Source organism: Streptomyces sp. NBC_01351 (assembly GCF_036237315.1).
Classification (GTDB): Bacteria; Actinomycetota; Actinomycetes; order Streptomycetales; family Streptomycetaceae; genus Streptomyces.
On the sequence record NZ_CP108356.1, the window covers coordinates 1,440,296 to 1,462,891 of the forward strand.

General features: G+C 72.7%; 18 protein-coding genes, 1 tRNA gene and 1 pseudogene. 12 read left to right on the top strand and 8 right to left on the bottom strand.

Features of this window, described 5'->3' with window-relative positions; genetic code table 11:
• Positions 1-160: 160 nt before the first annotated feature.
• Positions 161-1,876: a methionine--tRNA ligase gene (gene metG, locus OG625_RS06750; protein ID WP_329377297.1), complete on the bottom strand. Its 1,716-nt coding sequence runs from the start codon at positions 1,874-1,876 to the stop codon at positions 161-163.
• Positions 1,877-2,333: 457 nt separating this feature from the next.
• On the opposite strand from metG, the gene OG625_RS06755 reads away from it, so the two are divergent.
• Positions 2,334-2,909, top strand: coding sequence for an RNA polymerase sigma factor (locus tag OG625_RS06755; RefSeq protein ID WP_329377299.1), 576 nt, complete (start codon positions 2,334-2,336; stop codon positions 2,907-2,909).
• Positions 2,910-3,745: 836 nt separating this feature from the next.
• A pseudogene (locus OG625_RS06760) lies at positions 3,746-4,465 on the top strand (IclR family transcriptional regulator domain-containing protein); the annotation flags it as partial.
• A 380-nt stretch (positions 4,466-4,845) separates the two neighbouring features.
• Here the strand turns inward: OG625_RS06760 and OG625_RS06765 are convergent.
• Both OG625_RS06765 and OG625_RS06770 read right to left on the bottom strand, forming a co-directional pair.
• A tRNA-Leu gene (locus tag OG625_RS06765) sits at positions 4,846-4,930 on the bottom strand.
• A 204-nt stretch (positions 4,931-5,134) separates the two neighbouring features.
• The gene (locus OG625_RS06770; protein WP_329377301.1) at positions 5,135-6,085 is read right to left on the bottom strand and encodes a beta-ketoacyl-ACP synthase III; all 951 of its coding nucleotides are present in this window, start codon (positions 6,083-6,085) and stop codon (positions 5,135-5,137) included.
• A 201-nt stretch (positions 6,086-6,286) separates the two neighbouring features.
• On the opposite strand from OG625_RS06770, the gene fdhD reads away from it, so the two are divergent.
• Positions 6,287-7,114 (top strand): formate dehydrogenase accessory sulfurtransferase FdhD, encoded by an 828-nt coding sequence (fdhD, locus tag OG625_RS06775; RefSeq protein ID WP_329390483.1) that lies wholly within the window; start codon positions 6,287-6,289, stop codon positions 7,112-7,114.
• Between the two features lie 14 nt (positions 7,115-7,128).
• On the opposite strand, the gene OG625_RS06780 is transcribed toward fdhD, so the two are convergent.
• Together OG625_RS06780 and OG625_RS06785 are read right to left on the bottom strand one after the other, a co-directional pair.
• Positions 7,129-7,560: a (2Fe-2S) ferredoxin domain-containing protein gene (locus OG625_RS06780; RefSeq protein WP_329377303.1), complete on the bottom strand. Its 432-nt coding sequence runs from the start codon at positions 7,558-7,560 to the stop codon at positions 7,129-7,131.
• 9 nt (positions 7,561-7,569) lie between these two features.
• Complete coding sequence (locus tag OG625_RS06785; RefSeq protein WP_329377305.1) at positions 7,570-8,658, bottom strand: bile acid:sodium symporter family protein; 1,089 nt, start codon at positions 8,656-8,658, stop codon at positions 7,570-7,572.
• A gap of 131 nt (positions 8,659-8,789) precedes the next feature.
• On the opposite strand from OG625_RS06785, the gene OG625_RS06790 reads away from it, so the two are divergent.
• The 7 genes from OG625_RS06790 (at position 8,790) to OG625_RS06820 (ending at position 18,110) form a co-directional block, all read left to right on the top strand.
• Complete coding sequence (locus tag OG625_RS06790; protein ID WP_329377307.1) at positions 8,790-9,641, top strand: LysR substrate-binding domain-containing protein; 852 nt, start codon at positions 8,790-8,792, stop codon at positions 9,639-9,641.
• Positions 9,642-9,829: 188 nt separating this feature from the next.
• Complete coding sequence (locus OG625_RS06795; protein ID WP_329377309.1) at positions 9,830-11,665, top strand: AMP-dependent synthetase/ligase; 1,836 nt, start codon at positions 9,830-9,832, stop codon at positions 11,663-11,665.
• 88 nt (positions 11,666-11,753) lie between these two features.
• On the top strand, positions 11,754-13,022 hold the full coding sequence (locus tag OG625_RS06800; protein WP_329377311.1) for an ABC transporter substrate-binding protein: 1,269 nt from the start codon (positions 11,754-11,756) through the stop codon (positions 13,020-13,022).
• Positions 13,023-13,037: 15 nt separating this feature from the next.
• The gene (locus tag OG625_RS06805) at positions 13,038-15,926 is read left to right on the top strand and encodes an ABC transporter permease subunit (protein ID WP_329377312.1); all 2,889 of its coding nucleotides are present in this window, start codon (positions 13,038-13,040) and stop codon (positions 15,924-15,926) included.
• Positions 15,923-16,705, top strand: a complete 783-nt coding sequence (locus OG625_RS06810; RefSeq protein WP_329377314.1) for an ABC transporter ATP-binding protein — start codon at positions 15,923-15,925, stop codon at positions 16,703-16,705. Before OG625_RS06805 ends, OG625_RS06810 begins: the two co-directional genes overlap by 4 nt.
• 116 nt (positions 16,706-16,821) lie before the next feature.
• A complete protein-coding gene (locus tag OG625_RS06815; RefSeq protein WP_329377316.1) occupies positions 16,822-17,670 on the top strand; it encodes an aldo/keto reductase in 849 nt (282 codons plus the stop codon).
• An 11-nt stretch (positions 17,671-17,681) separates the two neighbouring features.
• The gene (locus tag OG625_RS06820) at positions 17,682-18,110 is read left to right on the top strand and encodes an RICIN domain-containing protein (RefSeq protein ID WP_329377318.1); all 429 of its coding nucleotides are present in this window, start codon (positions 17,682-17,684) and stop codon (positions 18,108-18,110) included.
• Between the two features lie 7 nt (positions 18,111-18,117).
• Here OG625_RS06820 and OG625_RS06825 read toward each other — a convergent pair whose 3' ends face one another.
• Positions 18,118-18,882, bottom strand: coding sequence for a class I SAM-dependent methyltransferase (locus tag OG625_RS06825; RefSeq protein ID WP_329377320.1), 765 nt, complete (start codon positions 18,880-18,882; stop codon positions 18,118-18,120).
• A gap of 8 nt (positions 18,883-18,890) precedes the next feature.
• The gene (locus OG625_RS06830; protein WP_329377322.1) at positions 18,891-19,196 is read right to left on the bottom strand and encodes a 4a-hydroxytetrahydrobiopterin dehydratase; all 306 of its coding nucleotides are present in this window, start codon (positions 19,194-19,196) and stop codon (positions 18,891-18,893) included.
• A 199-nt stretch (positions 19,197-19,395) separates the two neighbouring features.
• Here OG625_RS06830 and OG625_RS06835 point away from each other — a divergent pair, with 199 nt between their 5' ends.
• Positions 19,396-21,192: a hydroxysqualene dehydroxylase gene (locus tag OG625_RS06835; protein ID WP_329377324.1), complete on the top strand. Its 1,797-nt coding sequence runs from the start codon at positions 19,396-19,398 to the stop codon at positions 21,190-21,192.
• Between the two features lie 33 nt (positions 21,193-21,225).
• The gene (locus OG625_RS06840; RefSeq protein ID WP_329377326.1) at positions 21,226-22,020 is read left to right on the top strand and encodes a helix-turn-helix domain-containing protein; all 795 of its coding nucleotides are present in this window, start codon (positions 21,226-21,228) and stop codon (positions 22,018-22,020) included.
• Here OG625_RS06840 and OG625_RS06845 read toward each other — a convergent pair.
• Positions 22,006-22,422 (bottom strand): hypothetical protein, encoded by a 417-nt coding sequence (locus OG625_RS06845; protein ID WP_329377328.1) that lies wholly within the window; start codon positions 22,420-22,422, stop codon positions 22,006-22,008. The two genes, OG625_RS06840 and OG625_RS06845, sit on opposite strands and share 15 nt — an antisense overlap.
• Positions 22,423-22,596 lie beyond the last annotated feature (174 nt).

Consider the following 22,596-nt stretch of genomic DNA (forward strand, 5'->3'; position numbering starts at 1 on the left):
CGCCACGGCACCCGCCTCCACCCCGCCCCATGCTCGGAGCATGGAACCCCTGGACCCCCTGGAATCCGTGGGTTGCCCCTGCCACCGCCACCCCGGACACGCGTGAGGGGCGCGACCCTCGACCGGGTCGCGCCCCTCACGGAGTCGTCAACTCGAAGGCTCAGGCCTCCGGGGAGCCGCCGAAGCGCTCGCGGTAGGACTCCAGGTCCTCGTCGGTGATCTTCGCGAAGAGCACCGGCGGCACGGTGAACGGCGTCCCCGCCGGGACCGCGTCCAGCGACTTGGCCTGCTCCGGGGTGATCCACGCCGCCGTGTCGTCGGCGAGCGCGAAGGCGGTGCGCATGGCGTGCGCCGAGGCCGGGATGAAGGGCTCGGAGACCACCGAGTAGAGGTGGATGAGGTTCATCGCGGTGCGCAGGGTGAGCGCCGCGCCGTCCTCGTCGGTCTTGATCTCCAGCCAGGGGGCCTTCTCCTCCAGGTAGGAGTTGCCGGCCGACCACAGGGCGCGCAGCGCGGCCGCGGCCTTGCGGTACTGGAGGGCCTCCATGTGGCCCTCGTACTCGGCGAGCAGCTCGGCGATCTGCTCGCCGAGCTTGGCCTCGACCTCACCGGCGGCGTTGCCGGCCGGGACGGCGTCGCCGAAGCGCTTGCGGGAGAAGGAGAGCACGCGGTTGACGAAGTTGCCGAGGGTGTTGGCGAGGTCCCCGTTGACCGTGGTGGTGAAGTGCTCCCACGTGAAGGACGAGTCGTCGGACTCGGGCGCGTTGGCGATGAGGAAGTAGCGCCAGTAGTCGGCCGGCAGGATTTCGAGGGCCTGGTCGGTGAAGACGCCGCGCTTCTGCGAGGTGGAGAACTTGCCGCCGTAGTACGTCAGCCAGTTGAAGGCCTTGACGTAGTCGACCTTCTTCCACGGCTCGCGGGTGGCCAGCTCGGTGGCGGGGAACATCACCGTGTGGAACGGGACGTTGTCCTTGGCCATGAACTGGGTGTAGCGGACGTCCTCGGCCTCGTACCACCACGACTTGTAGTCGCGGTCGGCCGGGTTCAGGTCGGACCATTCCTTCGTCGCGCCGATGTACTCGATCGGCGCGTCGAACCAGACGTAGAAGACCTTGCCGTCGGCGGCCAGTTCCGGCCACGTGTCGGCCGGGACGGGGACGCCCCAGTCGAGGTCGCGGGTGATGGCGCGGTCGTGCAGGCCCTCGGTCAGCCACTTGCGGGCGATGGAGGAGGCCAGCTGCGGCCACTCGGCCTCGTGCTCGGAGACCCAGGCCTCGACCTCGTGCTGGAGCTTGGACTGCAGCAGGAAGAGGTGCTTGGTCTCGCGGACCTCCAGCTCGGTGGAGCCGGAGATGGCCGAGCGGGGCTCGATCAGGTCCGTGGGGTCCAGGACGCGGGTGCAGTTCTCGCACTGGTCGCCGCGGGCCTTGTCGTAGCCGCAGTGCGGGCAGGTGCCCTCGACGTAGCGGTCCGGCAGGAAGCGGCCGTCGACCGGCGAGTAGACCTGCCGGATCGCGCGCTCCTCGATGAAGCCGTTCTCCTGCAGCTTGCGCGCGAAGTGCTGGGTGATCTCGCGGTTCTGCACGGAGGAGCTGCGGCCGAAGTAGTCGAAGGACAGCGCGAAGCCGTCGTAGACCGCCTTCTGGGCGTCGTGGGCCTGCGCGCAGAACTCGGCGACCGAGAGGCCGGCCTCCTTCGCGGCGAGTTCGGCGGGGGTGCCGTGCTCGTCGGTGGCGCAGATGTAGAGGACGTCGTGGCCGCGCTGGCGGAGGTACCGGGAGTACACATCCGCCGGAAGCATCGACCCGACCATGTTGCCCAGGTGCTTGATCCCGTTGATGTACGGAAGCGCGCTGGTGATCAGGTGTCGAGCCATCCTCGGATGCTCCATTTCATATGTGCGGTACCACGTGACGTGACGGTCTATGTACGGGGTTCATCGTATCGAACCGCCGAAACGCCCCGCGCCGGATTTGTTCATGGGCGGACTAACGCAAAAGCGAGGGCTGTGACCTCTCCGTCACGGCCCTCGCGATCGCGCCCATGCTACAGGCGGACGGCCCCGCGCCCGACCGGCGGGGAGGCCCGCGGGACGGCATACGGGACCGGCATATGCGTATGCGTCCGGCAAGGCCCCCGCGTGATCGACACCGATCACGACTCGATCATCACCGAACGTAATATTTCCAGGTTTCTCCTCTGCGCCCTCCGAGTGCGCCCGCGCTGATTTCCTGTCTCCGCACAGGGGATGAGGTGGAACGGTGAGCGATGGCGGACCGGAGGAGTCCGGTGGGGCCGTGGGACTGCCGAGCCGACGGCGACGGCCGACACCCATGAGCCAGTGGGATCCGGCGGCGCGGGTGTCGTACTGGGCCTTCCACGCCAATCGGCGGCCCGCGTACATGCGTTTCGCGTACCTGCAGCTGGGCTCGGACGCGGCGGCGGAGGAGGCGGTGGACGCCACCTTCGACTCGATCATGGCCGAGTGGCTCCGGATGCTCCACATGGACCGACTCGACGCCTATGCCTGGACCGTCCTCAAGCAGTGCATAGTCGACCGGCAGCACCGCCTCGACCCCTGGCGGCGCCGACCGGAGCCGATGGACATCAGTGCCTTCGAGGCCGCGCTGAAGGAGGCGCACGCCGATCAGTACGAGGTGCTGACCGACACCATCCGCTTCTACTCCGCGGTCTCCCGGCTCGCCGAACGGCAGCGCGACGCCGTGCTCCTACGGTACGGACTGCGCTGCTCCCCCGGCGAGGCCGCCGCCGTGATGGGCGTGGACGAGGCCACCGTCCGCTCCTACCTCGGCCAGGCCCACCGCCGGCTCGCCCGACTGCTCGACACGTCAGCGGATCCGGCCGACCGTACGGACGGCGCCGACTCCGCGGAATCAGCCGGATCATGAAGCGATACGAACGGCACGGCCCCCAGGACGACGACGCGACCCCCCGCTCCCTGGCCGAGTTCCTGGCCCGGGCCGGCGTCCGCGACCGCTACCCGCACTACGACCTCGGCGCGGCCGAGGCCCGGCTGCTGCGCGCCACCCCGCACACCCCCGTCCCCGGCCACCGCGCCCGGCGCCGCTCCGCCTACGGGTGGAGCGACCCGACGCGGGACTGTCCGCTCGACTCCGAACGGGCCCGGCGCGACCTCAAGGCCGCCTGCCTGGCCACCGTGTGCGCGCCCAAGGCCGCCCTCCAGCTGGACTCCTTCGCCGCGGGCGGGCGCACCGACCTGGCCGGGGCCACCGTCTTCGGCTGCCTGCTCCACCTGGCCGGGCTGCGCGAAGGCGCCCGCTTCTGGTGGCAGTTCGCCGCCGGCTGGGGCAGCGCGCGGACGACGGCCGCCGCGTACTGCCTCTTCCTCGACCACTCCCGGCGCGGCGAGCACCACGACGCCCGGCACTGGGCGCGCGAGCTGGGCCGGCGCGGCTTCCGGCCGGGCGGCCGACGGGACCTGCGTGAGGTGCGGCTGTGCGCACAGGCCGCCGTCCTGCGGTACGTGGACCAGCTCGACGATCCCGATCTGGGCCCGGTACCGCTGCCGAGGCCCGGGGTGTCCGGCGTGCTGGCCGCCTTCCGGCCGCCGCCGCCCGCCGTCGTGACGGTGACCGCGACCACGACCACGACCGTGCCCGCCGCGGCGCCGGCCGTGCCCGCGCGGGCCACCGGGCCGCTGCGCCACCCGGCGCTGACGGCCGCCGCCCGCGGGACCGTCGTACAGGCGGGGACGAGCGAGGCGCTGGCGGAGGCCCGGCGCGCGCTGGCCGTCGTACGGGTCCTCGAACGGCACCCGCTCGGCGTGCGGACCGCGCAGCTGCGGCGGGAGACCGGGCTGGCCGAGGCGGAACTCGTCCCGCTGCTCGCCATGCTCTGCGAGGAGGAGTACGCGTACCGGCCGGGCGCGGGGGTGTACGGGCGCGGCCCCGCCCTGGACCGGCTCGCCGCCCCGGGCGGCCTCGGCCTGGCGGGCCAGCTCCAGCGCACGCTGGCCCTGGCCCGGGACAGCGCGGGCGCGGCGGTGTACCTGAGCCGGTACGCCGAGGGGGAGGTCCGGATCACGCAGATGGCGGACGGGCCGGGGGCCCCGCCGGTGCGGGAGTGGGTGGACTTCCGGGCCGCCGCGCACGCCAGCGCGGTCGGCAAGTGCCTGCTGACCCAGCTCGACCACGACCGGCGCGCCGACCACGTGGCCCGGCACCGGCCGGCCCGGCTCACCCCGCAGACCATCACGGACAGCCGGGCCCTGTTCACCGCGCTCGACGCGGTGGCACCGGGCGCGCCCGTCTTCGACCTGCGCGAGTACTCCCCCGGGGTCGTCTGCTCGGCGGTCCCGATCGCCACCGGAGACGCCGCGGGCAGCCTCGCGCTCTCCCTGCCCGCCACCCACGCCCACCGGCTGCGCTCGGCCACCGAGGCCCTGCGCCGCAAGGCCGTCCCGGTCCTGCTGGCCCTGCTGCTGTCGGGGGCGATCCCGCCGGACGCGCCGGCGGTGCCCGGGGATTCGGCCGCGCTGCCGCCCCGGCCGGTGAAGGCACCGGTCACCGCGGAGACCCTGCGCCACCTGCGCCGGCTGTTCCGGACCCCGCTCACCGGCGCCGCGGCCCAGGCCGACGGCCCGCACCTGGTCAGCGACACCGCGGCGGGGGCCGCGTACCTGTTCGACGCCCCCCTGGACCCCGACCAGCCGCGCCTGGCCCTCCCCCACACCTTCACCCCGGTCACCCCGGGCAGCCTGACGACCCCGGGCGGGCTGGTGGTTCTGGGGACCTGAGGGGGTGGAAGGGCGCGACCCGGTCGGGAAACGCAAAAGAACCCCACCGAAGTGGGGTTCTTTCTCTGTGTCCGAGGGGGGACTTGAACCCCCACGCCCGATAAAGGGCACTAGCACCTCAAGCTAGCGCGTCTGCCATTCCGCCACCCGGACTAGGTGGTCGGCCCCGGTTTCCCGCGGCGACATGGACAACAATAGCAAAGGTTTGACGGGGCCCAGACCACTTTTCCGGGCGCCCGAACTTCCGCCACGCCGTGCTGACCTGCACGCATGCGCGCAGGAGCCCCCGGCACTCGGTGCCGGGGGCTCCTGCGTGGGGCTCCTGCATGGGGATCGGCTCGGTGCGGGCACCGGGAGCTACGGGCAGCGGATGACCTGGCCCGCGTAGGAGAGGTTGCCGCCGAAGCCGAAGAGCAGGACCGGGGCGCCCGAGGGGATCTCGCCGCGCTGGACCAGCTTGGACAGGGCCATCGGGATGCTGCCGGCCGAGGTGTTGCCGGAGTCGACGACGTCACGGGCGACGACCGCGTTGACGGCGCCGATCTTGGCGGCGAGGGGTTCGATGATCCGCAGGTTGGCCTGGTGCAGGACGACCGCGGCCAGGTCCTCGGGGAGGACCCCGGCCTTCTCGCAGACCTTGCGGGCGAGCGGCGGGAGCTGGCTGGTGGTCCAGCGGTAGACGGACTGGCCCTCCTGCGCGAAGACCGGCGGCGAGCCCTCGATGCGGACGGCGTTGCCCATCTCCGGGACCGAGCCCCACAGCACCGGGCCGATGCCCGGCTCCTCGTGCTCCTCGCAGGCCTCGACGACGGCCGCGCCGGCGCCGTCACCGGTGAGCACACAGGTGGAGCGGTCGCTCCAGTCGGTGATCTCGGTCATCTTGTCCGCGCCGATGACCAGCGCGCGGGTGGCGGAGCCGGCCCGGATGGCGTGGTCGGCGGTGGCCAGGGCGTGCGTGAAGCCCGAGCAGACCACGTTGAGGTCCATCACCGCGGGGCCGCTGCCCATGCCCAGCTTGGCGGCGACGCGCGCGGCCATGTTGGGCGAGCGGTCGATCGCGGTGGAGGTGGCGACCAGGACGAGGTCGATGTCGTCCGGGGTCAGGCCGGCGCCGGCCAGCGCCTTGCCCGCGGCCTGGAAGGCCAGCTCGTCGACGGGTTCGTCCGGGCCCGCCATGTGGCGGGTGCGGATGCCGACGCGAGAGCGGATCCACTCGTCGGTGGTGTCGACCATGGCCGCGAGGTCCTCGTTGGTGAGCACTTTCGCGGGCTGGTAGTGCCCTAGCGCCACCACTCGTGAACCGGTCATGGGCGGGGTCCCCCCTCGTACGGAAGTCAGGATCACCCAGCTTCGCCTGCTACTGGCCGGTACGGGGGCGCGTGACCCGACAGGATTCGGGGGCCGGAATTTGGAGAGTCCCGAGGATCCACCTGTCGGGACGGCGCCCGAAATGGAACCGGGACAATGGCCTCGTCGGATGAGGGCGAGAAGAAGGATGGACTGATCACCATGGGACGGGTCACCGAGCGCCGCCGCGTCGTCCGGATCCGGAACGGCGTGGAGGGGATCCGCCCGGACACCCTCGTGGCCGAGGAGCCGCTGGAGATACGGCTGAACGGCAAGCCCCTCGCCATCACGATGCGCACGCCTGGTGACGACTTCGCGCTGGCGGCGGGCTTCCTGGTGAGCGAGGGCGTATTGGGCTCCGCCTCCGAGGTGCAGGCCGTCACCTACTGCGAGGGCGCCACGGAGGACGGTTCGAACACCTACAACGTGGTCAACGTGCAGCTGGCCGCCGGGGTTCCGGTGCCGGACATCACGCTGGAGCGGAACGTCTACACCACCTCCTCCTGCGGCCTGTGCGGGAAGGCGAGCCTGGACGCGGTCCGTACGGCGAGCCGTTTCCCGGGGATCGCGGACGATCCGGTGCGGATCCCGGCGGACGTCCTCGGCGAGCTGCCGGACCGGCTGCGCGCCTCCCAGAAGGTCTTCGACCGCACGGGCGGGCTGCACGCGGCCGGGCTGTTCACGGCGCAGGGGGAGCTGCTGGACCTGCGCGAGGACGTGGGTCGACACAACGCGGTGGACAAGATCGTCGGCCGGGCCCTGCAGTCCGGCCTGCTCCCCCTGGCGGGCGCGATCCTCCTGGTCTCGGGCCGGGCCTCCTTCGAGCTGGTCCAGAAGGCCGTGATGGCCGGCGTCCCGGTGCTGGCGGCGGTCTCCGCGCCGTCCTCGCTCGCCGTGGACCTGGCCCTGGAGTCGGGCATGACCCTGGTCGGCTTCCTGCGGGGGCCGGACATGAACATCTACGCGGGCGAGGAACGGATCACTCGGTAGCGGTGCGCCGGACGTCACCGCCCCCGGCGGCCGCGGCGGGTGGCGTTCGGGGACGGTTTCGGTTCCGGGGGTTCGATGCGGTGGAGGTCCAGGGTGGGCGGGACCGGCGTGGAGCCGGGGCCGCCGGATGTTGCCCAGGCGATGATCTCGTCGGTCGCGGTGTCGTCCAGGGCCCAGCCGAACCAGGCCGCGCGCGCTCCGCGACGGCGGGCCTCGCTGGTGGGCTGGACCACGATCACGTTGGCCTGGGCGCAGGGGCCGAGGCAGTCGCTCGTACGGACGGCCAGCCGGCCCCCGGACTCGGCGGCGGCCGCGCGCAGCCGGGCGAGCTGTCCGGCGTGGTCGCTGCCAGGGTTCTTACTGGGGTCGCCGCAGCAGCAGCCGCGGCAGACCACCAGGGTGCAGGGGCGTTCGGCGTGGGCGGCGAGCGGGCGTATCCAGGTCACCACCGCACGTTATCGGGCCTGGCCGGTGGGCTGTTGGGGCGGGAGCGAGACGTCCGCCACATGGTCGGCGGTGAGTTCGGGTTCGGTGGGGGCTGTGGGCTCGGTGGAGGCTTTGGGGTCCGCGGGATCCGCCGGGTCCTGGGCGCGGCGGCGGGCGAGGACCGCGCAGACCATCAGCTGCATCTGGTGGAAGAGCATCAGCGGGAGCACCGCGAGGCTCGCCTGGGCGCCGAACAGGACGCTGGCCATGGGCAGTCCGGCGGCGAGGCTCTTCTTCGACCCGGCGAACTGGATGGCGATGCGGTCCGCCCGGCCGAAGCCGAGGCGGGCCGCGCCGTACCAGGTGACGAGGAGCATGACCGCGAGGAGTACGACCTCCACCAGCAGCAGGGCGCCGAGGCGCGGGAGGCTGACCTGGTGCCAGATGCCGGCGGCCATGCCCGCGCTGAAGGCCGCGTACACGACGAGCAGGATCGAGCCGCGGTCGACGTAGCCCAGCACCTTCTTGTGGCGGACGAGGAACCCGCCGACCCAGCGGCGCAGGGTCTGGCCCAGGAGGAAGGGCAGCAGGAGCTGGAGGACGATCTTGAGGAGGGAGTCCAGGGAGAAGCCGCCCGCGCCCCCGCCGAGCAGGCCGGCCGCGAGGAGCGGGGTGAGCAGGATCCCGGCGAGGCTGGAGAAGGAGCCGGCGCAGATCGCGGCCGGGACGTTGCCCCGGGCGATCGAGGTGAAGGAGATCGAGGACTGGATGGTCGAGGGGACCAGGCAGAGGAAGAGCAGACCTGCGTAGAGCGGGGGCGTGAGCAGGGTGGGCACCAGGCCGCGGGCCGCCAGGCCGAGGAGGGGGAAGAGGAGGAAGGTGCAGGCCAGCACGGTGAGGTGGAGCCGCCAGTGGCGCAGGCCGTCGAGGGCCTCGCGGGTGGAGAGCCTGGCCCCGTAGAGGAAGAAGAGCAGGGCCACGGCCGCGGTGGAGGCCCCGTCGGCGACGGTGGCGGCCGGGCCGCGGGCGGGGAGCAGGGCGGCGAGGCCGACGGTGCCGAGCAGGGCCAGTATGTACGGGTCCAGGGGCAGCCAGGCGGGGAGGTGCGGGCGGCGCATGTGCGGGTGCTCACTTGCTGTCGGGGCGGGGCTTCTCCCCTCCATCGTCGGGGGCGGGGTGGTGATCGGGAAACCTGCACACCGCACTCACTGTCATCTCGATCTGTGATGAGCGCCGTAGAATGGGCGGTATGTACGACCCTGTCCAGCTGCGCACCTTCCTCACGGTGGCCCAGACGCTGAGCTTCACGCAGGCCGCCGCTCGGCTCGGCGTACGGCAGTCCACGGTCAGCCAGCACGTACGGCGGCTGGAGGAGGCGACCGGCCGGCCGCTGTTCGTCCGGGACACCCACAGCGTGGAGCTGACGGAGGACGGTGAGGCCATGCTCGGCTTCGCGCGGACGATCCTGGAGGCGCACGAGCGGGCGGCGGCCTTCTTCACCGGGACGCGGCTGCGGGGGCGGCTGCGCTTCGGGGCCTCGGAGGACTTCGTGCTGACCCGGCTGCCCGAGATCCTGGAGGGCTTCCGGCACGAGCACCCCGAGGTGGATCTGGAGCTGTCGGTGGAGCTCTCGGGAACCCTGCACGAGCGGCTGGACGCCGGGCGGCTGGACCTCGTCCTGGCCAAGCGGCGCGGACCCGGGGACGAGCGGGGGCGGCTGGTGTGGCGGGACCGGATGGTGTGGATCGGGGCGGAGGGGCTGCGGGTCGAGCCGGACCGGCCGGTCCCTCTGATCGTGTTCCCGCCGCCGGGGATCACCCGGGCCCGGGCGCTGGAGGTGCTGGAGCGGGAGGGGCGGGGCTGGCGGATCGCGTGCACGAGCGGCAGCCTGAGCGGGCTGATCGCTGCGGCGCGGGCCGGGCTGGGGGTGATGGCCCATACGCGGGGGCTGATCCCGCCGGGGCTGGTGCGGGTGGGCGGGCTGCCGGAGTTGGGGCCGGTGGAGTTCGCGCTGCTGCAGGGGCCGCGCGTTTCGGCTGCCGCGGAAGCCTTGGCCGCCGCCGTGCTGTCCGGGGCGGACCGGCTGACGCGTGCGGGCTGACCTCGGTGCGGGCACCCCGGGGCTCCGCCCCGGACCCCGCGCCTCAAACGCCGGCGGGGCTGGATGCCCGCCCGGCGGGGCCGGACGTGACACCCGGCTGAGGAGGTCTTGTGGAGGTGTACCGGTGCCGATCAACCTCCGTTTACCGTGCGGTAAGTTCACCGCGGCGCGCGGAGAGGAGCCGGGGCTTGAGGGAGATCACCGTCCCACCCGTCGTCACGGGTACGCCCGTCGGCGGGCTCGCCGACGTCGTGTTCCAGTACGCGCGGCAGGAGCCCGACCGGGTGGTGCTGGGCCGCAAGACCGACGGGGTCTGGCGCGACGTCACCTCCGGGGAGCTGGCCGCCGAGGTGCTCGCGCTCGCCAAGGGGCTGCTGGCTCAGGGGGTGGGGTTCGGGGACCGGGTCGCGCTCATGTGCCGCACGCGGTACGAGTGGACGCTCTTCGACTTCGCGCTGTGGGCGATCGGCGCCCAGCCCGTCCCCGTCTATCCGAGCTCGTCCGCCGAGCAGGTCCAGTGGATCCTGTACGACTCCGCGTGCACGGCCTGCGTCGTGGAGGACGAGGACCAGGCGATGACGGTGGGCTCCGTCGTCGACGGGCTCCCCCTGCTGCGCCGGCTCTGGCAGCTGGACGCGGGCGCCGTCGAGGAGCTCCTCGCGGACGGGGCCGGGGTCGCCGAGGACGTGGTGCACCGCCATCGCGGGGCCGTGACCCCCGACGCGACCGCCACCGTCATCTACACCTCCGGGACCACCGGCCGGCCCAAGGGGTGCGTGCTCACGCACGCCAACTTCATGTACGAGGCCGACACCATGGTCACCCGCTGGGAGTCGGTCTTCCAGGCCGGGCCGGGTGAGCGGCCGTCCACCCTGCTCTTCCTTCCGCTGGCCCACGTGTTCGGGCGGATGGTGGAGGTGGCCGCCGTCCGGGCGCGGGTCAAGCTCGGGCACCAACCCGTGCTGGCGGCGGCCGAGTTGCTGCCGGACCTGGCCGCGTTCCGGCCGACGTTCGTGCTCGGGGTCCCGCACGTGTTCGAGAAGGTCTTCGCGGCCGCTCGCCGCAAGGCCGAGGCGGAGGGCCGTCAGGGACCGTTCGACCGGGCGGTGGAGACGGCCGTCCGGTACGCGGAGGCGCGCGAGGCCAAGGCCTTCGGCACCGGGCCGGGACCCTCGGCCGGGCTGCGGATGGAGCACCAGCTCTTCGAGAAGCTCGTCTACGGCAAGGTCCGCGAGGCGCTGGGCGGCCGGGTGCGGCACGCCATGTCGGGCGGGTCGGCGATGTCGCGCCGCCTCGGGCTGTTCTTCGACGGGGCCGGGATCACCGTCTTCGAGGGGTACGGGCTGACGGAGTCGTGCGCGGCGGCCACCGCGAATCCGCCGGGGGCGACGAAGTACGGCACGGTGGGCCGTCCCATCCCGGGCAGCACGGTGCACATCGCGGACGACGGGGAGGTCTGGCTGCACGGCGGGCACGTCTTCGCCGGGTACCTGGGCGACCCCAAGGCGACGGAGGAGGTGCTGCGCGGCGGTTGGCTGGCGACCGGGGACCTGGGGCGGCTGGACGAGGACGGCTACCTCACGATCACCGGGCGCAAGAAGGAGATCCTGGTGACCTCCAACGGCAAGAGCGTCGCCCCGACCGCGCTGGAGGAGCGGGTCCGTTCGCATCCGCTGGTCTCGCAGTGCGTGCTCGTGGGCAACGACCGGCCGCACATCGCGGCCCTGCTGACGCTGGACATGGAGGGGATCGCGCACTGGCTGTCGATGCGCGGCCGTCCGCAGCGGCCGGCGCGGGAGCTGGTGAACGACCCGGACCTGACGGCGGAGGTCCGGCGGGCGGTGGTGGCCGCCAACACCCTGGTCTCGCAGGCGGAGGCGATCCGCACCTTCCGGGTGCTGGCCGAGCAGTTCACGGAGGAGCGGGGGCTGCTGACCCCCTCCCTGAAGCTCAAGCGGCGGGCGATCGAGAAGGCGTACGCGAAGGAGGTCTCGGCCCTCTACACGCAGGACAATCAAATCTGACGGCTCGTCACTTTGCTTGTGATTGATATTGACGGCCCGTCAGGTCGCGCACAGAATGCGGGGATTCCGACCGGAGGGGATCCCCGACATGTTGCGTCCGATCCGCACCCTGGCCGCCGCGGCAGCGGCGCTCGCACTCGTATCCGCCTGTAATTCCGCCTCCACCAACGGCAACTCCAAGGGAACCCAGGGCGACACCCCCGGCGACCGCCGCGGGGTGACCGCCGAGTCGATCAAGGTCGGCGGCATCGTGTCGATGACCAGCGCCAGCGGCTACAGCAAGAAGGACACCGATCTCGGCGCCAAGGCCCGCTACATGAGAGCCAATGCCGAGGGCGGCGTCAACGGCCGCAAGATCGAGTACCTCGGTGCCGAGGACGACGGCCAGGACCCGGCGAAGAACCTCAGCGCCGCCCGCAAGCTCGTCCAGCAGGACAAGGTCTTCGCCATCGCGCCCATGAGCTCGGTGACCTTCTCCGGGGCCGACTTCCTGGAGCAGGAGAAGGTCCCCACCTTCGGCTGGGGCGCCCTGCCCTCCTTCTGCGGCCCCAAGTACATCTACGGGTTCAACGGCTGCCTGGTCCCCACCCCCGGCGGCACCCTCAACCAGACCTGGCCCGAGGGCCTCGGCCAGGTCCTCGGCGGCGCCCAGGGCAAGTCGGTCGCGATCATCGCCAACGACAGCGACGCCGGGAAGTTCGGCATCCGGACCTTCCAGCAGGGCTTCGCCAGCGCCGGGTTCAAGGTGTCCTACGCCAAGGCCTCCGTGCCCGCCACGGCCGTCCCCAGCGACTGGTCGGCGTACGTCAAGGAGATCCTCGAAGGCGAGGGCGGCAAGGCGCCGGACGCCGTCGTCTCCGTCATGCAGACCCCCAACAACATCGGGCTGTTCACCGCGCTCAAGCGCGCCGGGTACAAGGGCGTGCTGTCCGACCCGACCGACTACGATCCCGGTCTGCTCGCCAAGGACGCCACCAAGCAGGCCCTCGACGGGGTGCACGTGCTGCTGCAGTTCCAGCCCTTCGAGTCGACGGACCCGCAGATGGCCCAGTTCAAGGCCGACATCAAGGCCGCGGCCGGCGGCCAGGACGTGCCGCTCAACATGCACATGCTGACCGGCTACATGTCGGCCGACCTGTTCGTGTCCATGGCACAGAAGGCGGGCAAGGACCTGACCGTCGAGTCCTTCCAGGCCGCCGCGCAGAAGTTCTCCGACACCGGCACCCTCGTCGGCGACCGGGCGGAGCCCAAGGGGCAGAAGGACAGCTTCGGCTGCGGGGCGCTCGTACAGCTGAAGAACGGCGCGTACGAGGTCTCCGTACCGTTCAAGTGCTACGAGCCCATCCCCTTCAAGTAGGGGCGGGGCAAGGCTATGGGTGATCTGCTCGTCTTCGTACTGAGCGGCCTGGTCTCCGGCGCCCTGTACGCACTGCTCGCCACCGGGCTGGTGCTGTCGTACTCGGCGTCCGGGCTGTTCAACTTCGCGCACGGGGCCACCGCCTACCTGTGCGCCCTGACCTTCTACGAGCTGCACTCGGGCCTGGGCTGGCCCGCGGTGCCGGCGGCGCTGCTGGTGGTGTTCGTCCTGGCCCCGGCCCTCGGGTGGGGGCTGGACCGGCTGATGTTCCGGCGGCTCGCGCGGGTCGGCGAGACGGCGCAGATCGTGGCCACCATCGGACTGCTGGTGGCCCTGCCCGCCGCCGGGCTGTGGGTGGTGGAGCTGCTGGAGGACGCGGGCGCGCCCGTGAAACCCGCCGAGAACCAGTTCGGGCTGCCGGGGGTGGGGCCGAGCCCCGCGAAGTCCTGGCAGCTCGCGGACGGGGTCGGCATCGACTCCGACCAGCTGATCACCTGGGTGGTGACCGCGGTGGTGGCGGTGGCCCTGTGGGTGCTGCTGCGGCACACCAGGCTCGGGCTGCAGCTGCGGGCCGCCGTCGACAACCGCTCGCTGACCGAGCTGCGCGGGATCAGCGCCGACCGGCTGTCGTCGGTCGCGTGGATGATCGCGTCGGGGCTGGCCGGGCTGGCGGGCGTGCTGGCGACCCCGCTGCTGGGGCTGTCGGCGCACGATTTCACGCTGTTCCTGTTCGTCTCGGCTACGGCGGCGGTCATCGGGCGCTTCGCGTCCGTGCCGCTCGCCTTCGCGGGCGGGCTCGGGCTCGGGGTCCTGCAGAACCTGGTCGCCGGGTACGCGTCCTTCGCCGAGTCCATCACCGGCTTCCGGACGGCCGTGCCCTTCCTCATCCTGTTCGGCGGACTGCTGGTGCTGACCCGCCGGGCCCGCACGGCAGGGGTCGCGGCCGTGGACGCGCCGCCGGTGGACCACCTGGCGGGGGCCTCGTGGGGGCGTCGGTGGGGGGTGTGGGCCGTGGGCGCCGGGCTGTTGTGCGTCGCCTTCTACACCGTGACCACCCCGTTCTGGAGCGGACTGCTGGCACAGGGGCTCGCCATCGCGCTGGTGTTCATGTCCTTCACCGTGGTGACGGGGCTCGGGGCGATGGTCTCCCTCGCGCAGGGCACCTTCGTGACGGGGGCCGCGCTGGTGGCCGGCCTCCTGATGAGCCGCGGCTGGCCGTTCGTGGCGGCGCTGGCAGTGGGCACGTGCGTGGCCGCGCTGCTGGGGGCGCTGGTCGCCCTGCCGGCGCTGCGGCTGGGGGGCAGGACGCTGGCACTGGCCACCCTCGCGCTGGCGTTCCTGGCGGACCAGGTGCTGTTCCAGCTGCGGTGGCTGCGCAACGGCGACTCGGGGTGGTCGATCCCGCGACCGGTCTTCGGGCCGGTGGACCTGTCCGACGACCGGGCGCTGGGCGTGGCCCTGGTGATCCTGGTCGCGCTGGTCGCGGCCGGGCTGAGCGCGCTGCGGGACTCCCCCTCGGGGCGGGCGATGCTGGCGGTCCGCTCGGCGCCGGCGGCGGCGGTTGCCTCGGGGGTGTCCGTCCTGCGCACGAAGCTGCTGCTGTTCACGCTGTCGGCGGGGCTGGCGGGCTTCGGGGGCGTGATGTACGCCTCGTACAACACCCGGATCACGGCGACGGACTTCACGGCGATGACGGGTCTGGTGTGGCTGGCGGTGGTGGTCGCCGCAGGGGTGCGGAGGCCGCAGTACGCGGTGGTGGCGGGGCTGGTGTTCGCGCTTGCTCCGCGGGTGCTGGCGGATTACGTGACGGAGTCGGCGCATCTGCCGGTGATTCTGTTCGGCCTGGCCGGGTTGGCCTTGGCCAACGATCCCGACGGGTACTGCGCGGCCGTGCCGGTGCGGCTCGCGAAGCGGCGGGCGGCGCTGGTCCCTGCGGGGCCCTCCCCCACCCCGCCCCTTCCCGAAACCGGGCTCCGCCCGGACCCGTCGGGGGCTCCGGACCCGGACCCTCCCCCAGCTACCGCTGGGGGTACCCCCAGCGCCTCAAACGCCGGCGGGGCTGAATTTGCCCTGCGGGCAAACCAGCCGCGCCAGGCGGACGACACCGGCCAAGATCCAGCCCCTCCGGCGTTTGAGGAGTGGGGGTCCCCCCATGACGGAGTCTTGGGGGAGGGTCTGGGGCGGAGCCCCAGGAGCCCCGCAGGGGGTGCCCCGCCCGCCCTCGAGCTGCGCGGCGTAACGGCCGGGTACGACGGCGGGCTGGTGCTCCATGGGGTCGACCTCGTCGTAAGGGCCGGGGAAATCCTCGCCGTGCTCGGGCCCAACGGCGCCGGCAAGAGCACCGCCTGCCGGGTGGCCGCCGGGCTGCTGCCCGTCGAGAACGGGACCGTCCACGTACAAGGCCGGGACGCCACCCGCGACGGCGCCGTGCTGCGCTCGCGCGCCGGGGTGGTGCTCGCCCCCGAGGGGCGGGGGATCTTCCCCTCGCTCACCATCGAGGAGAATCTGGCCCTGTACCTCAAGGAGGCCGACGCCCGGGCCGCCGTGTACGACCGGTTCCCGCGGCTCGGGGAGCGGCGCGGGGTGCCCGCCGGGGCGCTGTCCGGCGGGGAGCAGCAGATGCTGGCGCTGGCCCCCCTGCTGCAGCTGCCGCCGCGGGTGCTCATCGCCGACGAGCCCTCGCTCGGCCTGGCCCCGCGCATCGTGGACGGGGTGTACGCGCTGCTCACCGAACTCCGCGACGCCGGGACCGCGCTGCTGCTGGTGGAGGAGAAGGCCGCGGAGATCCTCGGCATCGCCGACACCGTGGCCTACCTCTCGCAGGGCCGGGTCTCCTGGTGCGGCCCGCGGGCCGAGGTGGAGGAGGACCGGCTGACCGAGGCCTACCTGGGGATGGGGACGTGAGCGGAGGCAAGGGTGGTTACGTGCTGGAGGCCACCGGGGTCGGCGTGCGCTTCGGCGGGGTCAAGGCGCTGGCCGGGGTGGACCTCGGGATCAGGGCGGGCGAGGTGTGCGGGCTGATCGGGCCGAACGGGGCCGGGAAGACCACCCTGTTCGACGTCCTGTCCGGCATCCGGCGCCCCGACCAGGGCCGGTTGCTGCTGGACGGCGCCGACATCACCCGCCGCTCCCCCGTCTGGCGGGCCCGGCACGGCATGCGCCGGACCTTCCAGCGGCAGCAGCTGTTCGGGCAGCTCAGCGTGGCCGACAACGTGCTGGTCGCGCAGGAGTGGCGGGGCGGCGGGGGCGGGCTGCCCGCCGATCTGCTCGCCTCGCCGACCCGGCGCCGCAGGGAGCGGGAACGCCGGGCCCGCGGCGAGCGGGTGCTGGCGGACTGCGGGATCGGCGCGCTGGGGACGACGTACGCGGGCGGGCTGCCCGTCGGGCAGGCCCGCATGGTGGAGCTGGCGCGCGCGGTGGCCGATCCGCCGCGGGTGCTGCTGCTGGACGAGCCGGCGTCCGGCATGTCGGCGCCCGAGCGCGAGCAGCTCGCGAAGGTGGTGCGACGGCTGGCCGAGGAGGAGGGCTGCGCGGTGCTGCTGGTCGAGCACAACGTGGCCTTCGTGATGGATCTCTGCGCGCGTGTCGTCGTACTGGACCTCGGCTCGGTGCTCGCGGAGGGCACGGCGGCGGAGGTGCGGGCCGATCCGTCGGTACGGGAGGCCTACTTGGGGACGCGCTGATCCGGGCGGCGGCAGGCGCCGCCGCCCGGGAACGCCTCGCGGGAATACGTCGTACGGGGGGCCGGTTGTCGCCCCTCGTACGACGCCGTACCGCCGACACGAGGAAGCAACGACACGTGAACCAGGTCCCCACCATCAAGCTCAACAACGGCACGCTCATGCCGCAGCTCGGCTTCGGCGTCTGGCAGGTCCCGGACGCGGAGGCGGAGCGGGCCGTCGGGACGGCCCTGGAGGCGGGCTACCGCAGCATCGACACCGCGTCCGTCTACGGCAACGAGGCGGGCACCGGCAAGGGCATCGCCGCTTCCGGGATCGCGCGCGAGGAGCTGTTCGTCACCACCAAGCTGTGGAACGGGCCTTCGCGGAAGTGGAAGCGGAGCGCGGTGCTGCGCGCCTTCGACGACTCGCTGGCCAAGCTGGGACTCGACCACGTCGACCTGTACCTGATCCACTGGCCGCGCCCGATGCGCGACGACTTCGTCTCCATCTGGAAGACCTTCGAGGAGATCGCCGCGAGCGGTCGCGCCAAGGCCGTCGGCGTGTCGAACTTCCGTCCGGCGGACCTGGAGCGGATCGCCGCGGAGAGCCCGCTGGTCCCCGCGGTGAACCAGATCGAGCTGCACCCGCTGTTCCCGCAGGCCGAGCTGCGCGCCGTGCACGCCGAGCGCGGGATCGCGACCGAGGCCTGGTCCCCGCTGGGCCAGGGCAAGGAACTCCTCACCCTCCCGGCCGTCACCGAGATCGCCGCCAAGTACGGCCGCAGCGCCGCGCAGGTGGTGCTGCGCTGGCACCTGCAGCTCGGGAACGTCGTGATCCCGAAGTCCGTGACCCCCGCCCGGATCAGGGAGAACGCCGACGTCTTCGGCTTCGAGCTGGACGCGGCGGACGTCGCAGCGCTGGAGGCCCTGGGCGCGGGCGCGGCGGGCCGGCGGATCGGGCCGGACCCGGCCGTCTTCGACGTCTGAGGCGGGGGCAGGTGAACCTTTCCGAGGGGCTCTACCGGATCCGCAACGTGGAGAGCGGGCTGGTCCTCCAGCTGGAGGGCGCCTCCCGGGTGCGGGTCGGCCCGGACGGGCCCCCCGCGCCCGTGGCGGCGCGCCGCTGGCGGATCGCGCCGGTGCACAGTGGCGGCGGGATCTTCCACGTGGTGAGCGAGGACAACGAGCGGCGGCTCGACGTGGCGAACGCCTCGACGGACAGCGGCGCCCGCGTGCAGGTGTGGCGGGCCAACGCCTTCGGCGCGCAGGAGTGGCTCGTCGAGGAGCACCTCGACGAGCCGGGCGTGGTCTCGCTGGTCGCGTGCATCAGTGACCTGCTGCTGGAGACCGACGAGGAGGGCCGGGTCCGGCAGGCCGAGGACACCGACTCCCCCTCCCAGTGGTGGCGGCTGGAGCCGGCCGGGTAGCACCGGGTCAGACGCGTACGAAGCCGCGCAGCCGGTACGTCGGCTCCGCGCGCGGGACGTCCTGGTCGGGCAGCAGTTCCAGCCGGGCCGCCAGCTGCGCCGCGCTGATGCCGCGCGGGATCACGCGCGAGGCGTACTGCCCCGCGAGCAGCGCTTTCGCGGAGTCGCGCGGGGTACGGCCCTGGCCGTGGCCCCGGAAGCGGGCCTCGCCGGCCGGGCGCAGGCCCGCCCGCGCGGCGTGGCCCTCGACCTCCCCGGACGAGTCCGCCGGGGTCGGGGTCAGGTGCGCGGCGAAGACGGCGTCGATGTCGCTGCCCACGTCGTGCGCGGAGTCCTTGTCCACGGTGGTGACGAGGACCCCGCCGGGCCGCAGGACCCGCCCGGCCTCGGCGATCACGGCCGGCACCAGGCCGGGCGCGCGCAGCAGGTGCAGCAGCCACACGGCGCTGACCGCGTCGAGCGAGCCCGAGCGCACCGGCAGCCGGGCCGCGTCGGCGAGGGTCACGGGCACCCCGCGCCGCAGGGCCGTCGAGGCCATGCCGTGGGAGGCGTCCGCGCCCAGGACCCGCAGTCCGGGGCGGCTCAGCCGGGCGGTGACGATGCCGGTGCCGCAGCCCAGGTCGAGGAGGGTGCGGACGTGGGCCGGGAGCAGGGTGAGGACGGCCGCGGCGGCGGCCTCGGCGCGCGGGGCGCCGCCGCGGGTGGCGTCGTAGGTCTCTGCCTCGGCGTCGTAGTCGAGCAGCGGCTTCACATCCGGTATGTGCGTGGTCATCGGCGTCGTCAGCTCGCGCCGTGGGCCGGGGCGAGGGCTTCGACGCGCTCGGCGAGCGCGAAGTCGGACTCCGTCACCCGCCCGCCCGCGTCGTGGCTGTTCACGGAGAGCCGGACGGTGTTGTAGCCGAGGGTCAGATCGGAGTGGTGGTTCAACTCCTGCTGCACCGAGGCGATGTGGGCGACGAGGGCGCTCGCCGCGAAGTGCGTGTCCAGCCGGTACGTGCGGAAGATCCGGTCCTCTTCGAACGACCAGCCGGGGAGTTCCCGCAACCGGTCCTCGATCTCCTTCTGCGACAGCGGCTCACTCGGCATGCACCGGCTCCTTTTCCCCGTGACGTGTAGTCAAGGTTCCCACAGCACACCCCGGAACAACCCTTTCGCGCCATAGTGCGCTCGGGTGCTCCTGCGCCTTCCGCGCCCGTCCCGCCCCCCATATGCTCCTGCGCCGGACGTGACTGTTACCAGCGGTAACAGTCACGGAGCGCACAAGGACCGAAGGGGCGGGATCGACATGACCGGCACAGGCAGTTCCAGGCGTACGTTCATCGCGGGCGCGGGCGCGGCGGCCACCGCGGGCACCCTGTCCACCGCCATCACGGCGGCCCCCGCGGCGGCCGCGACCGCGGCCGCCGCCCAGGCCCCGCCCAACGGCCGCCGCGTCGCCGTGCTCGGCGGCGGGGTGGCCGGGCTGACCGCGGCGCACGAACTGGCCGAGCGCGGCTACGCCGTCACCGTGTACGAGCGCCGGGCGCTCGGCGGCAAGGCCCGCAGCATGGACGTACCGGGCAGCGCCCGCGGCGGCCGCAGGCCGCTGCCCGCCGAGCACGGCTTCCGCTTCATCCCCGGCATCTACCACAACCTGCCCGACACCATGCGGCGGATCCCGTTCCCCGGGAACGCGAACGGCGTGTGGGACAACCTGGTCGCCCCGCGCGAGATGATGTTCGCCCGGGCGGCCGGCCGCGAGGACCTGCGCGCGCCCATCCCGTGGCCCGAGCACTCCCCCGCCGCGCTGACCCCCGACGAGCTGCGGCGGGCCCTCACCGGCATCCTGCAGTCCCTGGTCCGGCTCCCGCTGCACGAGACGGCGTACTTCGTGGACCGCGCGCTGGTCTTCCTCACCAGCTGCGACGAGCGGCGCAACGAGGTCTGGGAGCGCACGCCGTGGTGGGACTTCACGCGGGCCGCCCGGATGTCGAGCGAGTACCAGCGCATCCTCGCCATCGGCGTGACCCGCAACATCGTGGCGACCAAGGCCGAGGAGGCCTCCACCCGTACGGTCGGCACCCTGGGCGAGGCGTTCGTCTTCAACCTGCTGGGGCGCGGGGCGGACGGCCCGCCGGACCGGATCCTCAACCTGCCGACCAACGAGGCCTGGATCGACCCCTGGGAGGCCCATCTGCGCTCCCTCGGTGTGGAGTTCAGGATCGGCTGGACGGTGCGCGAAGTGCGCTACGGGAACGGCCGGGTGAGCGGGGTCGCGGTCGAGGACCCGGACGGCGCCCGGCAGACCGTCACCGCCGACCACTACGTCAGCGCGATGCCCGTCGAGCACGCCCGGCGCACCTGGAGCGCGGAACTGCGGGCCGCCGACCCGATGCTGGGGCGCTGCGACAAGCTGGAGACCGACTGGATGACGGGCATCCAGTTCTACCTGACCGAACGCGCCCCGCTGGTCCACGGCCACCTCAACTGCATCGATTCGCCCTGGTCGTTGACGGCGATCCAGCAGGCGGAGCACTGGCCCGCGCGGGACTTCCCCGCCGACTACGGCGACGGGGTGGCGGTCGACTGTCTGTCGGTGGACATCTCCGAGTGGGACAAGCCCGGGATCCTGTACGGGAAGACGGCCAAGCAGTGCACGCGCGAGGAGGTGGCGCGCGAGGTGTGGGCGCAGCTCAAGGCCTCCCTCAACGACACCGGGAAGACCCTGCTGAGCGACTCCAAGCTGCACTCATGGTTCCTGGACCCGGGCGTGGACGGGCTCGGCACCCCGAACCCCACCAACCAGGACGAGTTGCTGATCCACCCGGTCGGCACCTTCCACAACCGGCCGACCGCCGGCACGCGCGTCCCGAACTTCTTCCTCAGCGGGGACTACGTGGCGGTGGACATCGACCTGGCGACGATGGAGGGCGCGAACGCCTCGGCCCGGGCGGCCGTCAACTCCCTCCTGGACCGGGACGGTTCCCCGAGCGCGCGGTGCACGGTCCGGCCGCTGTACCGGGCTCCGCAGGTCGAGTCCGCCAAGCGGCACGACCTGTGGCGCTACCGGCTCGGGCTGCGGAACGTCTTCGATCTGGGCTGACCCCGTCGTACGCGCTCGACTACCGTCGTGAGCATGACCACCACGACACCCACGGTCGGCGCCCTCCTCCGGGCCTGGCGGGAGCGGCGCGGGCTCAGCCAGCTGGAGCTGGCGAACCGCGCCGACTCCTCGTCCCGTCACATCAGCTTCATCGAGACCGGCCGGTCCCGGCCGAGCGAGGAGATGGTGCTGCGGCTCGCCGACCGGCTCGACGTTCCGGTGCGGGAGCGCAACTCCCTTCTACTGACGGCGGGTTACGCTCCGCGCTACGCCCAGACCGCCCTGGACGACCCGTCGATGGATACGCTCCGCGAGGGCTTGCAGCGCCTGCTGACGGGCTACGAGCCGTACCCGGCGCTGGTCGTGGACGCCACGTACAACGTGGTCGCCGCCAACATGGGCATCCTGATGCTGATGGACGGGCTGCCTGAGCACCTGCTGGCCCCGCCGCTGAACGCCATGCGGCTGACCCTGCACCCCGAGGGGCTGGCCCCGAAGATCCGCAACCTGAAGGAGTGGCGCGGCCACCTGCTGGCCCAGATGGAGCGCCAGATCGCCCTGGCCCGCTCCGAGCCGCTGCGCGCCCTGTACGAAGAGGTGTCCGCCTACCCGGTGGCGGAGCGGCCGGGCGACGCCGCTCCGGACGAGGCCGTCCCGTACATCGCGCTCCCGCTGCTCATCGAGCACGACGGCCACCTGCTCTCCTTCGTCTCGTCCATCGCGACCTTCAACACGCCCATGGACGTGACCGTCGCCGAGCTGGCCATCGAGACCCTGCTCCCGGCCGACCCGGCGACGGTCAAGTACCTGCGCTCACTCTCCGACTGAGCGCAGGGCGAGCTGCTGACACACCGCGAACGAGGCCACGGTGAGGGCCTGCGCCGGGATCCACACCAGGCCGGCGGTGGTGGGCGTGAACCAGATCAGCAGGGAGAGCAGGCTGAGCGCGGCCCAGGCGTAGTTCGTCTCGATGACGAGCTTCACACCGAAGGCGGGCGGCTGACGGCGCGAGGCCAGCCAGCCGACCGCGGCGCCGTACAGGACCAGCAGGATCCCGAGCTCCAGCACCAGGCCCTGCCCGACCCCGAGCAGCCGCCCGAGCGGGGCGGAGAAGGCCACGTACGCCAGCCCGTTGCCGGTGGTCACCACGGAATCGAGGGCGAGGAAGCGGCGCAGTGCGGTCTGCGGCTCGGTGGTGCGAGCGAGGGTGCCGAGCAGGGTCGCGGACATGGGGAATCAGCCTCCATCGAGGTCGAACGGCAGGGTGGGGGTATCGGGTCCCGGTTCCGAGTGCGCGGCCCCGGAACCCGATGCCCCCACCTTGCCGCCGCGCCCGCGGCGGGTCGATTACCTCAGAGGTCATGCCGGCGCCCCGTCACTGGTGCCGGACTCAGGCCGTCTGTG